We start from the raw sequence: 13,691 nt of genomic DNA on the forward strand, positions 1-13,691 counted from the left end.
CGGCGGTCAGACCCGCCGCAGCACCAGTTCCAGCACGAACTTGCTGCCGAAGAACGCCAACACCAGCAGCGCCATCGCCGCCAGGGTCCAGCGCACCGCGACCACGCCGCGCCAGCCGTAGCGCCAACGTCCCAGCAGCAGGCCGCCGAACGCCAGCCACGACAGCACGCTGAGCACGGTCTTGTGCACCAGGTGCTGGGCCAGCAGGTTCTCCACGAACAGCACGCCGGTCAGCAAGGTCGCGGTGAGCAGGACGAAGCCGACCGCGATGGTGCGGAACAGCAGGCTTTCCAGCTCCACCAGCGGCGGCAGCGCGCGCAGCCAGCCGTGGAACTCGCGCCGGCGCAGCGCGCTTTCCTGCAGCCACAGCATCACCGCGAACAGCGCCGCGACCGCCAGGGTGGCGTAGGCCAGCAGCGCCATCCATGCGTGCAGCTGCAGGCGCCAGTCCAGCGGCTCGGGATGCTGGACGTGGCCGTAGAGCTGGTAGGCCAGCAGCATCAGCGCCGACAGCGGGAACACCACCACGCCCAGCGCGGCCATGCGTCCGGCCGCGCCGACGATGGCGGTCAGGATCGACATGCCCAGCCCGACCAGCGACAGCGCGGCGAAGAAGTGCAGGTCGGCGCCGCCGGCGCCGCGCCAGGCCATCAGATGGGCCAGTCCGTGCAGCAGCACCGCCAGGTTGGCCGGCAGCAGCCAGCCGCGCGCGCCGCGGCCGCCGTCGCGGCGCACCGCGCGGACCAGCAGGCCGGCCGCGCTCAGGTACAGGGCGATGGCGATGAGAACGATTGTCATCGGGGGAGTTTGGCATAAGGGCAGGAGCGAGCGGAGAGCAGCGAGGAGCGAGCAGGGGCGCTTTCGCTAACTTCTCGCTCCTCTCCGCTCACTTCCGGCCCCGCTATACTGCCCGCCCCGTCGCCGCAGCCCCGCCCCCAGCCATGTTCGAGTCCCTGACCCAACGCCTCTCCGGCACCATCGAGCGCCTGCGCGGCCGCGGCCGCCTGACCGAGGAGAACATCCGCGAAGCCACCCGCGAGGTGCGCATCGCCCTGTTGGAGGCCGACGTCGCCCTGCCGGTGGTGCAGGCGCTGATCGAGCGCATCAAGGTGCGCGCGGTCGGCCAGGAAGTGCTCAAGTCGCTGACCCCGGGCCAGGCCCTGATCAAGGTCGTGCGCGACGAGCTGACCGCGGTGATGGGCTCGCAGGCCGCCGACCTCAACCTCAACGTGCCGGCGCCGGCGGTGATCCTGATGGCCGGCCTGCAGGGCGCGGGCAAGACCACCACCGTCGGCAAGCTCGCCAAGCACCTCAAGGAACGGCGCAAGAAGAAGGTGATGGTGGTCTCCGCCGACATCTACCGTCCGGCCGCGATCGAGCAGCTCAAGCAGTTGGCCGAGCAAGTCGACGTGCTGTTCTTCCCCTCGGCCGCCTCGCAGAAGCCCGAGGAGATCGTGCGCGCCGCCATCGCCGATGCGCGCAAGTCCTTCGTCGACGTGCTGCTGGTCGACACCGCCGGCCGCCTCGCCATCGACGAGGCGATGATGAGCGAGATCAAGGCGCTGCACGCCGCGGTCTCGCCGGTGGAAACCCTGTTCGTGGTCGACTCGATGACCGGCCAGGACGCCGCGACCACGGCCAAGGCCTTCAGCGAAGCGCTGCCGCTGACCGGCGTGGTGCTGACCAAGACCGACGGCGACGCCCGCGGCGGCGCCGCGCTGTCGGTGCGCTACATCACCGGCAAGCCGATCAAGTTCATCGGCGTGGGCGAGAAGCCCGACGGCCTGGACGTGTTCCACCCCGACCGCGTCGCCAGCCGCATCCTCGACATGGGCGACGTGCTGTCGCTGGTCGAGCAGGTCGAGCAGCAGGTCGACAAGGACAAGGCGCAAAAGCTCGCCGAGAAGGTCGCCAAGGGCAAGAAGTTCGACCTCAACGACATGAAGGACCAGCTCGAGCAGATGCAGAACATGGGCGGCCTGAGCGGGCTCATGGACAAGCTGCCGGGCATGGGCCAGATCCCGGACAACGTCAAGAGCCAGATCACCGGCAAGGAAGTGCCGCGGATGGTCGCGATCATCAACTCGATGACCAAGAAGGAACGGCGCAACCCGGGCCTGCTCAACGGCTCGCGCCGCGCGCGCATCGCCAAGGGCGCCGGCCTGACCCCGGCCGACGTCAACAAGCTGATGAAGCAGTACCAGCAGATGGAGAAGATGATGAGCAAGCTCTCCGGCGGCGGCATGAAGGGCCTGATGCGCGGCATGCGCGGCATGATGGGCGGCGGCGGCCGCGGCGGACTGCCGTTCCGCTGATCGCGCGCGCCGCGCACCGATTCGCGCCACGACGGCGGCCCATGGGCCGCCGTCGTCGTTTCCGCCACCGCATGCGCAGCCCCGGCCGCCGCCTGTAAGAGCGGCGCAAGCCGCGACCGCGCCGCCGCGGTAACGACGCGACCGCCGATTCCTGCGTCATCGCGAACGCCGCGCGCGCAGCGGACTTCGCCATCGCTGCGACCAAGACGTCGCCTCGCGACGTCGCCGCGGTCGCGCGCCGCCGCGGCGACGCGTCCTCGCGCAGACACCTGCGTCGCCGATCCCGCGACGCCGCCGTCCCGCGCATCGCCGACCGGCGGCCGGCGCCGTTCTCTTCGCGCGAGATGCCCGCGCGCAACACTTGCCTCCGCTCCACGGCAAGCGCCTCGCCCAAGGCTTCATCGCGGCGAGCGCGCCACCGCCCGCGCGGCTCGCCCGCGCGCCGCCGACGCCGCGGAGCGATCGTTTCAGCACCCGTCCACCCGCACTACGACGCAAGGACCGGCCATGCATCCGCACGGCCGCAAACCGATCATGGAGATCGCTCGATGACCCGACTTTCGACGATGTGCGGCGCGCTCGCGCTGGCCATCGCCGGCCTCGCCGCCGCACCCTCGGCCCTGGCCGAGACCTCGTATTCCTTCGCCAGCGAAACCGGCGACTACATCGGACAGGGCCAGTCCAAGACGTACACCGGCGCCGACTCGACCATCGCCGTCAGCGGCAACGCGCAAGCGCTGCAGATGAGCGTGAACCGCGGCAACGACAACTGGCGGATCGAACTCAGCGCGCCGCGCGGCCAGCGCCTGCAGCCGGGCCGCTACTACTTCGCCGAACGCTCCGCGTTCCGCACCGGCCGCTCGCCGGGCATCGATATCGGCGGCAACGGCCGCGGTTGCGGCAGTACCTGGGGCTCGGTCTACATCCAGCAGATCGAATTCGGCGCCAACGATGCGGTGACCGCGCTGGAAGCCACCGGCCTGCAGCGCTGCGAACTCGAAAACGCGCCGCTGCTGACCGCCAAGCTGCGCTACAACGTGCAGCCGCTGTCGCTGGCGCTGGACAGCGACGCCGGCGATTACATCGGCCGCGGCCTGCGCAAGGACTACGCCGGCGACACCAGCACCTTCGCCGTGTCCGGCAACGCCGGCTACCTGATCTACAACGTCTCGGGCCAGCGCGATTCGTGGTCGGCGATCCTGCGTCCGCCGACCGGCCAGACCCTGGGCGTCGGCACCTATCCGATCAGCCGCTTCGGCGACGCCAACAGCGTCGGCTTCGACTTCGCCGGCAACGGCCGCGGCTGCAACCGGGTCGCCGGCTCGATCGCGATCAAGGCGGTCGAGGTGGACCCGGTCTCGCGCATGGTCACCGGCCTGTCGGCCGACTTCGAGCAGCGCTGCGAGGCCGGATCGACCGCGTTGCGCGGCAGCATCCGCTACAAGCGCTGAACCCGTAGCCGGGGGAGGCAGATGCGGCCGGCGTCGGGGGCGATCCGGCCGCGGGGGCGGCGCCAGGACGGCGCCGTCCCGTCGCGGGCCCGCTGGCGCGGGCCGCGGCGAGGCAGGGCGGGCAGGAGGCCCGGCGATCGCGGGCCGGAACCGGGCGGGTAGGCCGCCCGGGGACGGCCCGGGTCGGTTCGCCGCGAGGAGGGGGCGCCGGCCGGGGCCAGGCCACGGGTTTGCCTGAGGCGCCCGATGGGCTACAATCGCCGGCTTACCCCGTCATTCCGACGGCTGGGCAACACAGGAAAGCAACCCTCATGGTCAAGATTCGCCTGACCCGTGGCGGCGCCAAGAAGCGTCCGTTCTACCACATCATCGTCACCGACAGCCGCAGCGCCCGCGACGGCCGCAACATCGAGCGCGTCGGTTTCTACAACCCGGTCGCCGCCGGCAACGAAAAGCGCGTCGAGCTGAACCTCGATCGCGTCAAGCATTGGGTCGCCAACGGCGCCCAGCTGACCGACAAGGTCGCCGACCTGTACAAGCAGGCCGTCAAGGCCGCTCCGGCCGCCTGAGCCGGCGGGCCGCGCGCCACGCGCGCGGCCCTCTTACGCATATGAGCGAATCCTCGCGCCGCATCCTGTTGGGCAGGGTGCTCGGCGCGTTCGGCATTCGCGGCGAAGCCAAGCTCGAGTCCTGGACCGAGCCGCGCGCCGCGATCTTCCGCTACCAGCCGTGGATCGTGCGCGATCCGCACGGCGGCGAGCGCGAACTGTCGGGCGTGCGCGGCCGCGAAAGCGGCAAGTACCTGATCGCCAACCTGCCGGGCGTGACCGATCGCGACGCGGTCGAGGCGCTGCGCGGCACCGAAATCTATGTCCCGCGCTCGGCCCTGCCGCCGCCGCGCGAAGGCGAGTTCTACTGGGTCGACCTGGAAGGCCTGGACGTGGTCACCACCCAGGGCCTCGCCCTGGGCAAGGTCAGCCATTTGTTCGCGACCGGCGCCAACGACGTGCTGGTCGCGCGCGACGACGAACGCGAGCGCATGATCCCGTTCGTGATCCCGCAGTACGTGCTGTCGGTGGATTTCGAAGCGCGGCGCGTGACCGTCGACTGGGATCCCGATTTTTGAGCAGTGAGCGCAGAGGAGCGAGAAGTGAGCGAAAGCTCGCTCCTGCCGCTCTCGCTGTTGCTCGCTTCTCGTTCCTCTCCGCTCACTCCTAGTCCCATGCGCATCGACGTGATCAGCCTGTTCCCCGAGTTCGTCGCGCAATGCGCGGCGTTCGGCGTGGTCGGCCGCGCCGGCGAGCGCGGGCTGCTGTCGATGCACGGCTGGAATCCGCGCGATTACGCCGAAGGCAACTATCGCCGGGTGGACGAGCGTCCGTTCGGCGGCGGGCCGGGCATGGTGATGTTGATCGATCCGCTGCGCGCGGCGATCCGCGCGGCGCGCGCGGCCGATCCGGCGCCGGCGCGGGTGGTCTACCTGAGCCCGCAAGGCGCGCGGCTGGACCAGGCCAAGGTGCGCGAGCTGGCCGGCCACGCGCGGCTGATCCTGCTGTGCGGGCGCTACGAGGGCGTCGACGAGCGATTGATCCGGGCCGAGGTCGACGAGGAACTGTCGATCGGCGACTACGTGCTGTCCGGCGGCGAGCTGGCCGCGGCGGTGGTGGTCGATGCGGTCGCGCGCCTGCAGGACGGCGCGCTCGGCGATGCCGAGTCGGCGGTGCAGGACAGTTTCGAGGACGGGCTGCTGGACTGCCCGCATTACACCCGCCCGGTCGAGCACGAGCTGGGCGCCGTGCCCGAGGTGCTGATGTCGGGCAACCACGCCCGCATCGCCCAGTGGCGCCGGCAGCAGTCGCTGGGCCGGACCTGGCAGCGCCGACCCGACCTGTTCGACGAGGCGGCCCTGTCCAAGGCCGACCGCAAGCTGCTGGCGGCCTACCGGGCCGAGCTGGCGACGGCCGGGGAGGGCGCGGAAACCGGTTCCAGGGCCGCTTCCGAGGCCGTTTCCGCCCCAGCGGCGGACGGTTCTGCGACCGGCGGCGCGGCGCGGGGCGATTGAGCCCTAGCCACGGCCGAAAAATTCCCGTTATAATTAGCCGCTTAGCTGTATCCATGCCATGACGCGGGTCCACGTGCACTCGCGCAACAACTAATCCAACAGGCCATAGCCATGAACAAGCCGTCGATCCATACGCTGGTCCAGAATTTCGAAGCCGAGCAGGTGCAGCGCAAGCTGCCCGAGTTCAGCCCGGGCGACACCGTCGTCGTCAACGTCAAGGTCAAGGAAGGCAACCGCGAGCGCGTCCAGGCCTATGAAGGCGTGGTCATCGGCAAGAAGAACGCCGGCCTCAACTCGTCGTTCACCGTGCGCAAGATCTCGCACGGCTACGGCGTCGAGCGCGTGTTCCAGACCCACAGCGCCGTGATCGACTCGGTCCAGGTCAAGCGCCGCGGCAAGGTTCGCGCCGGCAAGCTGTACTACCTGCGCGGCCTGGAAGGCAAGAAGGCCCGCATCAAGGAAGATCTGGCCGCCTACGCGCGCGCCAAGAACGCGCCGGCCGCCGAGTAACCCGGTACGCCGCTGCTGCGTCGCGAACGGCCGCCGAAAGGCGGCCGTTTGCATTTGCGCCGATGCGGCGTGCAACCGGCGGACCAGGCTGCGTTCGGCGTGCCGATGCAAGCCTCGAAGCCGCGTTCTTGCGAGAGCCACGACCCGTGGCTGCATCGCGACAAGGCGGTGAGCTTCGGCACCCGCGCCTGTGGACTGACGTAAGGCTCGCTGGACGCCGCGCGCAAACCCGCGCCCAGCGAGCCGCCAGTCCATGGGGAGCCCGCACATGCGCAATCGCTATCGGCGAAGACGCACAGTTCCCGCATTACGTCCGGGCGTGAGCGCAATCGCCGGCCGCCGACGTGACCGCGATCGCCCCCGCGCCCGGCCGGCCGCGCCGCTGTGCGCGGGTCGCGAATCGCGCTAGATTCGCCACGCGGTCCTGCCCGCCGCAGTCCCCGAACATCGCGCCGCCCCCGCGGCGGGAGCGTCCATGAATCCTGGCCTGTCCGAAGGCGACATCTGCACCTATCCGCGCAGCGACGGCACCTGGGGCTTTTTCTGGGTGCAGCGCGTCGATGCGTTGCCGGACGGGCGCGAAGCGCTGTCGTTGCGCAAGTTCGACACCCACACCGTCGACGAGGTCCGGCGCGAGGACGAGGCCGACGTGGCCGAGCTCAAGACGATCCGCCTGCTCGGCCACTTCCCCATCGTCGGCACGCGCGTGGCCGAGGCGCGGCCGCAGGTGATCGGGCGCATGCCGGTGCGCGAGGAGGACCTGGAGGGCTACCGGATCTGGCGCGAAGCCTTCGACCAGGGCGAGGCCGGGGTGTTCACGCTGGAACTGGAGCAGATCTGACCGCGGCGGTCGCCGGGCTTGTTTTTTGTGGGAGGGCCTTCAGGCCCGATGCCCTTCGCTCGGATCGCGGCGATCGGACACAAAAGTATCGGGCCTGAAGGCCCTCCCACAACAACCGCCGCAGGCCGCCGCCGCGCTCCTCAGCCGCGCTCCAGCCGATCCTCGTCGACCGCCACCGCATCGTCGTCGGGACTCGTATCGGCCACCGGCGCCGGCGTATGCGCGGGCACTTCCGCCGGCGTGGCGATGGTCTGGGTCGCCAGCGGCGCGGCCACGCGCTCGGGCGCGGCCATCATCTTCGCGCGGCGCCAGCCGCCCCAGCGGTAGTACGCCATCGACACCAGCATCGAGCACAGCGCGCTGACCGGAAAACTCCACCACAGCGCGTCCAGGCCCAGCACCGGCTGCAGGAAGGTCGCGAACGGCACGCGCACGCCCCACAGCGCCGAGCCCAGGATCAGCAGCGGCGGAATCACCGCGCCGGTGGCGCGGACCACGCCGGAGATCACGAAGGTCACGCCGAAGAACAGGAACGAGAAGATCGCGATGTGATTGAGGTGGCGGGCGATCTCGAACGAGGCGCTGCCGTCGGGCAGGAACAGCGCCAGGGTGTAGCGGTCGAACAGGATCAGCGGCGCGATCAGCGCGCCGGTCAGCAGGAAATTGAACAAGGTGCCGGTGCGCGCGGCGGCGTCGACCCGGTCCCAGCGGCCGGCGCCGACGCTCTGCGCGGCGATCGACGAACACGCCGCGCCGATCGCCATCGCCGGCATCTGCACGTAGGTCCACAACTGCAGCGCGGCGCCGTAGCCGGCGGCGATGGCGGTGCCGTGGGCGTTGACCAGGCGGATCATCGCGATCATCGCCAGCGAGATCAGCACCATCTGCAGGCCCATCGGCACGCCCTTGACGATCAGCGCGCGCAGCACCGCCGGATCGATCTTCAGCAGGTGCGCGTCGCCGCGGCCGAGCCACAGCACGTGGCGCTTGCGCCGCAGGTGCAGCAGCAGCGCGGCCAGGCTGGCGCCCTGGCCGATGAAGGTCGACAGCGCCGAGCCGGCGATGCCCAGCCCCGGCAGCGGGCCCCAGCCGAAGATCAGCAGCGGGTTGAGCACGATGTCCAGCGCCACCGACATCAGCAGGAACCGGAACGGCGTGCGCGAGTCGCCGAGGCCGCGCAGCGCCGAGGACAGGAAGGCGAAGGCGTAGATGAAGGGGATCGAGAGGAAGATCACCCGCAGGTATTGCTCGGCCAGCGGCTGCGCGGCCGGCGGCGTGCCCATGCCGCGCAGGATCGCGTCGGCGAAGAACCAGCCGACCGCCGCGATCGCCACCGACAGGCCGAGGAAGAAACTGGCGCTGGTGCCCATGATCCGCCGCGCCCGCGCGGTGTCGCGCGCGCCGGTGGCCTGGCCGATCAGGATGGTCGCGGCCATGCCGACGCCGAACATCGAGCCGATCAGGAAGAACATGATGTTGTTGGCGTTGGCCGTCGCGGTCAGCGCGGCCTCGCCGAGGTAGCGGCCGACCCAGATCGAGTTGATCGAGCCGTTGAGCGATTGCGCCGCGTTGCCGGCCATGATCGGCAAGGCGAACGAGATCATGGTGCGGCCGATCGGGCCTTCGGTCAGCAAGTGGCTGCCGCGGGATGCGCTGGGGGCCATGTCGGTACCGGGCGGACGGGCGAGACGGCAGTATGCCGCGCGGGGCGCGCAGGAGCGGCGACGGGCCGCGCGGGGCGAACGAGTGCGCAGTATGCCGCGCGCCCGGGCCGGGGCGGCGCCGGCGATTGCGCGCGGTGTGGCGCGATCGCTCGAAATCCGCACGCGCCGCGGCCGTGCGGCGGCGACGGGCGGCGCGGCGGCGTCGCATCGGCGGCGCGCGCGCGGTGGTATCGTTCGCGCCGATGAGCAAGCAAGACGAAACGACGGGCGCGCCGGCGCAGGCGACGGTGCGATTGGACCTGTGGCTATGGGCGGCGCGCTTCTACAAGACCCGCAGCCTGGCGCGGCAGGCGGTGGAGACCGGCAAGGTCGAAGTCGGCGGCCAGCGCGCCAAGGCTTCGCGCGCGGTGCGCCTGGGCGACGCGCTGAAAGTGGCGCGCGGCGAGGAACACTTCGAGATCGCGGTGACCGGTTTGAGCGACACTCGCGGGCCGGCCAGCGTCGCGCAGACCTTGTACGCCGAGACCGAGGCATCGCGCCTGGCGCGCGACCAGGCGCGCGCCGTGCGCGCGGCCGAGCGCAACGGCTACCGCGCGCCGGAGACCAAGCCGGACAAGCGCGCGCGGCGGCTGATCAAGGCGTTGGGGGATATCGACGCGTTGTAGCGGCGACGCGGGCGAGTCGGCGCGGGCGCGGTGTCGGCGTTGCGATCGTCGTGGTCGTGGATTCGGCGCGATCTGCCGTTGCGCGGTCGCGGCTTGCGCCGCTCCTACAGGGAGCGGACGACGCTTGCGATCTCCCTGTAGGAGCGGCGCAAGCCGCGACCGCGTTGCTGCGGCAGCCGGCGCGGCTCGGCTTGTTTCGTGGAAGCCCGCGTGCAGGGCGAGCAACGCAGATGCGCGCGGTATCGCGCGGCCGCGACCGTCTCCTGCGAAAACCGCGCTCCCCGACACACGAACGGCCGCGCGAGGCGGCCGTTCGGCGAATCCCGGCGACTAGGCGCCGGGCAGGGGAACTCAGCGCTTGCCGCCGAGCAGGTTGCCGCCGATCTTGAGCAGGTCGCCGATGCCGAGCTGGCCGTCGCCGTCCTGGTCGAGCACCGCGCCGAGCAGGCCGCCGGCGCCGCCCTGTTGCTGGATGCGCTGGTGTTCCTGGCCGAGCGCGTCGCCGAGCTGCTGCGGGTTGGCCGCGGCCTGGTTGCCGCCGGAGAACATGCGCTGGGCGAGGTAGGACAGCACGATCGGCGCGAGGATCTTCAGCAGGGTATTGGCCTGGCCGCCGCCCAGGCCGGTGCTCTGGCCCAGCCCCTGCGCGGCGGTGTCTTCGCGGCCGCCGAAGATGTGGCCGAGGATGCCGGCGCCGTCGGTCTGGCGACCGCCGCCACCGCCGAGCACCGCGCCGAGCACGCCGCCGAGATCGAGCCCGGCGGCGCCGCCGCCCGCGTCGGCATGATCGCGCTGCAGCGCGCCGAACAGCGCCTGCGCGCCCTCGGGCTGGCTGGCGTTGCGGCCCAGCGCGCCGAGCAGCAGCGGCAGCGCCTGGCCGACCGCGCTCTGGGTCTGCGACTCGGACAGGCCGAGCTGGCTGCCTATCTGCGCCAGCGGCTGGCCCTGGAGCTGGTTGAGAAGGTCGTCGGTCAGCGAGGCGCTCATCGTTAAATTCCGGTGTACGGGGAGTGCAGATGCTAGCGCCGGCTCGTTAGTGCGGGGTGATGCCGGTGGCTGGGGCTGGAGTGGGTGTGGAGACTGGGTGCGTAGCGGTGCTTGGTGTGTGTTGGGATGTTTGCTGGTGGCACGAGTGGGGACGTCGTGGTGGCCGAAGCTACGAATCTTCCGAGCCGTCATTCGGGCGAAAGCCGGAATCCAACCGAAGCGACGTCGCTCCGCCGTCGTTCTTTGAAGCAACGAACCTCTCAAGCCGTCATTCCGGCGAAAGCCGGAATCCATTTTGACTCTGCGGTTGCTCTTGCCTTTGTTGTCGCAACGCGTGACGACAAGCCACGATCAAAAGCTTCCGTCCGCAAGCGGCCGGGTCACTTTCTTTGTCTTAAGCCACAAAGAAAGTAACCAAAGAAAAGGCCTTGTTTTTTCGGATCAAGAGCCACTAAGTCCAGCACCGGGCGCGGGGCCGCGCCATAAGGGACATCCTGTCCCATGGCGCACGTGCGCATCCGTGCGCACGCCCTTCGGGGCTGCGGGGCGTGTGCTTTGCTTGGGGTTGCGTCAGAGCCAACGGCAAATGCAAAAGCGAATGCAAAATGAATTTCGGTTTGCGTTGGAATGACGGTTGGTGGGGCTGTGTTGGCGCGAGCGCTGTCGCCGACGCGGCGGGCAACAAAAAAAGCCCGGCGGGAGGCCGCCGGGCATGAGATCGCAGAGGGTTTCGCGGAGCGCCGCCGCCGCGGCGCCGCGCGAGGCGGTCGCCGCGACGGGGGCGCTTATTTCTTCAGATCGAACCGGTCGGCGTTCATCACCTTGTTCCAGGCGGCGACGAAGTCGCGCACGAATTTCTCCTTGGCGTCGCCGCTGGCATAGACCTCGGCGATCGCGCGCAGTTGCGAGTGCGAGCCGAATACCAGGTCGACGCGGGTGGCGGTCCACTTCGGCGCGCCGGTCTTGCGGTCGCGGCCTTCGAACGCGTCCTGGGCCTCGCTGGTCGGCTTCCACGCCGTGCCCATGTCGAGCAGGTTGACGAAGAAGTCGTTGCTCAACGCGCCGACCTTGTCGGTGAATACGCCGTGCTTGCTGCCGCCGGCGTTGGCGCCGAGCACGCGCAGGCCGCCGACCAGCACGGCGGTCTCCGGCGCGCTGAGGTCGAGCAGTTGCGCGCGGTCGATCAGCAGCGCTTCGGCGATCGGCTTGTACGCGCCGGCCAGATAGTTGCGGAAGCCGTCGGCGAGCGGTTCGAGCGCGGCGAAGGATTCGACGTCGGTCTGCTCCGCGCTGGCGTCCATGCGGCCGGGCGCGAACGGTACGTCGATCGCCACGCCGGCGTTCTTCGCCGCCTGTTCGACGCCGGCGGCGCCGCCGAGCACGATCAGGTCGGCCAGCGAGACCTTCTTGCCGCCGGCGGCGGCGTTGAAGTCCTTCTGGATGCCTTCCAGCGTCGCCAGCACCTTGGCCAGTTGCGCGGGCTGGTTGACCTCCCAGTCCTTCTGCGGCGCCAGGCGGATGCGCGCGCCGTTGGCGCCGCCGCGCTTGTCGGAGCCGCGGAAGGTCGAGGCCGAGGCCCAGGCGGTGGACACCAGCTCGGACACGCTCAGGCCTGACGCGAGGATCTTGGCCTTGAGCGCGGCGATGTCGCCGGCGTCGACGAGCGGATGATCGACGGCCGGGATCGGGTCCTGCCAGATCAGTTCCTCGGCCGGCACTTCCTTGCCGAGGTAGCGCACGCGCGGACCCATGTCGCGATGGGTCAGCTTGAACCAAGCGCGGGCGAAGGCGTCGGCGAACTGGTCGGGATTTTCGAAGAAACGGCGCGAGATCTTCTCGTAGGCCGGATCGAAGCGCAGCGACAGGTCGGTGGTGAGCATGGTCGGCGCCTGGCGCTTGTCCGGATCGTGCGCGTGCGGGATCTTGTTCGCCGCGGCGGGGTCCTTGGCGATCCACTGGTGCGCGCCGGCCGGGCTCTTGCTCAGTTCCCATTCGTAGCCGAACAGGTTGGCGAAGAACTCGTTGCTCCACTGCGTCGGCGTGCTGGTCCAGGTGACTTCCAGGCCGCTGGTGATGGCGTCGCCGGCCTTGCCGCTGTTGAAGCTGCTGGCCCAGCCCAGGCCCTGGTCGGCGAGGTCGGCGCCTTCGGGCTCGCGGCCGACGTGCGACTCGGGGCCGGCGCCGTGGGTCTTGCCGAAGCTGTGGCCGCCGGCGATCAGGGCGACGGTCTCTTCGTCGTTCATGGCCATGCGCGCGAAGGTCTCGCGGATGTCGCGCGCGGCGGCGATCGGGTCGGGATTGCCGTTGGGGCCCTGCGGATTGACGTAGATCAGACCCATCTGCACGGCGCCGAGCGGATTCTCCAGCACCCGGTCGCCGCTGTAGCGTTTGTCGCCGAGCCATTCGGTCTCCGCGCCCCAGTACACGCCTTCTTCCGGTTCCCACACGTCGGCGCGGCCGCCGGCGAAGCCGAAGGTCTTGAAGCCCATCGATTCCAGGGCGACGTTGCCGGTGAGGATCAGCAGGTCGGCCCAGGAAATCTTGTTGCCGTACTTTTGCTTGATCGGCCACAGCAGGCGCCGGGCCTTGTCGAGGTTGCCGTTGTCGGGCCAGCTGTTGAGCGGGGCGAAGCGTTGTTGGCCGGCGCCGGCGCCGCCGCGGCCGTCGAAGATGCGATAGGTGCCGGCGCTATGCCAGGCCATGCGGATGAACAACGGGCCGTAATGGCCGAAGTCGGCCGGCCACCAGTCCTGCGAATCGGTCATCAGCGCGTGCAGGTCTTTCTTGACCGCGTCGAGATCAAGGCTCTTGAAGGCTTCGGCGTAATCGAAGCCTGCGCCCATCGGATCGGTCGCTGGCGCCTGCTGGTGCAGGATCTTGAGGTTGAGTTGGTTGGGCCACCAGTCGCGGTTGGAGGTGCCGCCGCCGGCAGCGTGGTTGAACGGGCATTTGCTTTCTTTCGACATGGGTGCGTGCCTTTGACGGTGGGTGCGGGCGGGTGGGCGAGGGCGAGTGGCGCGTGCGCAACGCAGCGCCGGGCCGACGCGCGCGATGTGCGCGGTCGGCGGGGCGGGGGCGGTGGATGGGGTAAGACGGATCGGCGCCGGCGCGGTGCGTCGGCGATGCGCGCGCCGCCGTGGGCGGCCGCGAAGGGTACGGCGTTGGGATCGTCCGGCTGGCTCATCGCTGGCGTGGG

13 protein-coding genes and 1 pseudogene are annotated in these 13,691 nt (G+C 70.1%); 9 read left to right on the forward strand and 5 right to left on the reverse strand.

Annotated features, from left to right (window positions below; all coding sequences use genetic code 11):
- Positions 1 to 6 precede the first annotated feature (6 nt).
- Positions 7 to 798, reverse strand: coding sequence for a cytochrome C assembly family protein (locus tag JHW41_RS09390; protein ID WP_250449722.1), 792 nt, complete (start codon positions 796 to 798; stop codon positions 7 to 9).
- A 143-nt stretch (positions 799 to 941) separates the two neighbouring features.
- On the opposite strand from JHW41_RS09390, the gene ffh reads away from it, so the two are divergent.
- From ffh to JHW41_RS09425, 7 genes are all read left to right on the forward strand, one after another.
- Positions 942 to 2,315 carry a signal recognition particle protein gene (ffh, locus tag JHW41_RS09395; protein WP_057948157.1) on the forward strand — a complete coding sequence of 458 codons (1,374 nt, stop codon included), beginning with the start codon at positions 942 to 944 and terminating at the stop codon, positions 2,313 to 2,315.
- A gap of 548 nt (positions 2,316 to 2,863) precedes the next feature.
- Positions 2,864 to 3,766, forward strand: a complete 903-nt coding sequence (locus JHW41_RS09400) for a hypothetical protein (RefSeq protein ID WP_138885132.1) — start codon at positions 2,864 to 2,866, stop codon at positions 3,764 to 3,766.
- 311 nt (positions 3,767 to 4,077) lie between these two features.
- The gene (rpsP, locus tag JHW41_RS09405; RefSeq protein ID WP_057948155.1) at positions 4,078 to 4,335 is read left to right on the forward strand and encodes a 30S ribosomal protein S16; all 258 of its coding nucleotides are present in this window, start codon (positions 4,078 to 4,080) and stop codon (positions 4,333 to 4,335) included.
- A 41-nt stretch (positions 4,336 to 4,376) separates the two neighbouring features.
- A complete protein-coding gene (rimM, locus tag JHW41_RS09410) occupies positions 4,377 to 4,892 on the forward strand; it encodes a ribosome maturation factor RimM (protein WP_057948154.1) in 516 nt (171 codons plus the stop codon).
- 96 nt (positions 4,893 to 4,988) lie between these two features.
- Positions 4,989 to 5,828 (forward strand): tRNA (guanosine(37)-N1)-methyltransferase TrmD, encoded by an 840-nt coding sequence (gene trmD / locus JHW41_RS09415; RefSeq protein ID WP_250449723.1) that lies wholly within the window; start codon positions 4,989 to 4,991, stop codon positions 5,826 to 5,828.
- A 111-nt stretch (positions 5,829 to 5,939) separates the two neighbouring features.
- Entirely contained in the window at positions 5,940 to 6,338 is a 399-nt protein-coding gene (rplS, locus tag JHW41_RS09420) for a 50S ribosomal protein L19 (RefSeq protein WP_057948153.1), read from the forward strand.
- A 475-nt stretch (positions 6,339 to 6,813) separates the two neighbouring features.
- Positions 6,814 to 7,179: a hypothetical protein gene (locus JHW41_RS09425; RefSeq protein ID WP_057948152.1), complete on the forward strand. Its 366-nt coding sequence runs from the start codon at positions 6,814 to 6,816 to the stop codon at positions 7,177 to 7,179.
- Here JHW41_RS09425 and JHW41_RS26740 read toward each other — a convergent pair.
- On the reverse strand, positions 7,107 to 7,253 hold the full coding sequence (locus JHW41_RS26740; RefSeq protein WP_428995527.1) for a DUF6053 domain-containing protein: 147 nt from the start codon (positions 7,251 to 7,253) through the stop codon (positions 7,107 to 7,109). The two genes, JHW41_RS09425 and JHW41_RS26740, sit on opposite strands and share 73 nt — an antisense overlap.
- Between JHW41_RS26740 and JHW41_RS26745 the strand changes: the two are divergent.
- Positions 7,219 to 7,290: pseudogene (locus JHW41_RS26745) on the forward strand (DUF6053 domain-containing protein); the annotation flags it as partial. The gene JHW41_RS26740 and the pseudogene JHW41_RS26745 sit on opposite strands and share 35 nt — an antisense overlap.
- A 29-nt stretch (positions 7,291 to 7,319) precedes the next feature.
- On the opposite strand, the gene JHW41_RS09430 reads toward JHW41_RS26745, so the two are convergent.
- Positions 7,320 to 8,843: an MATE family efflux transporter gene (locus JHW41_RS09430; protein ID WP_078999874.1), complete on the reverse strand. Its 1,524-nt coding sequence runs from the start codon at positions 8,841 to 8,843 to the stop codon at positions 7,320 to 7,322.
- Positions 8,844 to 9,085: 242 nt separating this feature from the next.
- On the opposite strand from JHW41_RS09430, the gene JHW41_RS09435 reads away from it, so the two are divergent.
- Positions 9,086 to 9,508 (forward strand): RNA-binding S4 domain-containing protein, encoded by a 423-nt coding sequence (locus tag JHW41_RS09435; protein WP_250449724.1) that lies wholly within the window; start codon positions 9,086 to 9,088, stop codon positions 9,506 to 9,508.
- A gap of 351 nt (positions 9,509 to 9,859) precedes the next feature.
- Here the strand turns inward: JHW41_RS09435 and JHW41_RS09440 are convergent, their stop codons facing one another.
- Both JHW41_RS09440 and katG read right to left on the reverse strand, forming a co-directional pair.
- On the reverse strand, positions 9,860 to 10,495 hold the full coding sequence (locus JHW41_RS09440; RefSeq protein WP_250449725.1) for a DUF937 domain-containing protein: 636 nt from the start codon (positions 10,493 to 10,495) through the stop codon (positions 9,860 to 9,862).
- Between the two features lie 785 nt (positions 10,496 to 11,280).
- Complete coding sequence (gene katG / locus JHW41_RS09445; RefSeq protein ID WP_250449726.1) at positions 11,281 to 13,461, reverse strand: catalase/peroxidase HPI; 2,181 nt, start codon at positions 13,459 to 13,461, stop codon at positions 11,281 to 11,283.
- Positions 13,462 to 13,691: the final 230 nt, after the last annotated feature.

The sequence above is a fragment of the Lysobacter enzymogenes genome (genome assembly GCF_023617245.1).
Taxonomy (GTDB): Bacteria; Pseudomonadota; Gammaproteobacteria; order Xanthomonadales; family Xanthomonadaceae; genus Lysobacter; species Lysobacter yananisis.

Coding starts and splice junctions, on each gene's coding strand:
- JHW41_RS09390 (WP_250449722.1), bottom strand. CDS start 798: ATGACAATCGTTCTCATCGCCATCGCCCTGTACCTGAGCGCGGCCGGC.
- ffh (WP_057948157.1), top strand. CDS start 942: ATGTTCGAGTCCCTGACCCAACGCCTCTCCGGCACCATCGAGCGCCTG.
- JHW41_RS09400 (WP_138885132.1), top strand. CDS start 2,864: ATGACCCGACTTTCGACGATGTGCGGCGCGCTCGCGCTGGCCATCGCC.
- rpsP (WP_057948155.1), top strand. CDS start 4,078: ATGGTCAAGATTCGCCTGACCCGTGGCGGCGCCAAGAAGCGTCCGTTC.
- rimM (WP_057948154.1), top strand. CDS start 4,377: ATGAGCGAATCCTCGCGCCGCATCCTGTTGGGCAGGGTGCTCGGCGCG.
- trmD (WP_250449723.1), top strand. CDS start 4,989: ATGCGCATCGACGTGATCAGCCTGTTCCCCGAGTTCGTCGCGCAATGC.
- rplS (WP_057948153.1), top strand. CDS start 5,940: ATGAACAAGCCGTCGATCCATACGCTGGTCCAGAATTTCGAAGCCGAG.
- JHW41_RS09425 (WP_057948152.1), top strand. CDS start 6,814: ATGAATCCTGGCCTGTCCGAAGGCGACATCTGCACCTATCCGCGCAGC.
- JHW41_RS09430 (WP_078999874.1), bottom strand. CDS start 8,843: ATGGCCCCCAGCGCATCCCGCGGCAGCCACTTGCTGACCGAAGGCCCG.
- JHW41_RS09435 (WP_250449724.1), top strand. CDS start 9,086: ATGAGCAAGCAAGACGAAACGACGGGCGCGCCGGCGCAGGCGACGGTG.
- JHW41_RS09440 (WP_250449725.1), bottom strand. CDS start 10,495: ATGAGCGCCTCGCTGACCGACGACCTTCTCAACCAGCTCCAGGGCCAG.
- katG (WP_250449726.1), bottom strand. CDS start 13,461: ATGTCGAAAGAAAGCAAATGCCCGTTCAACCACGCTGCCGGCGGCGGC.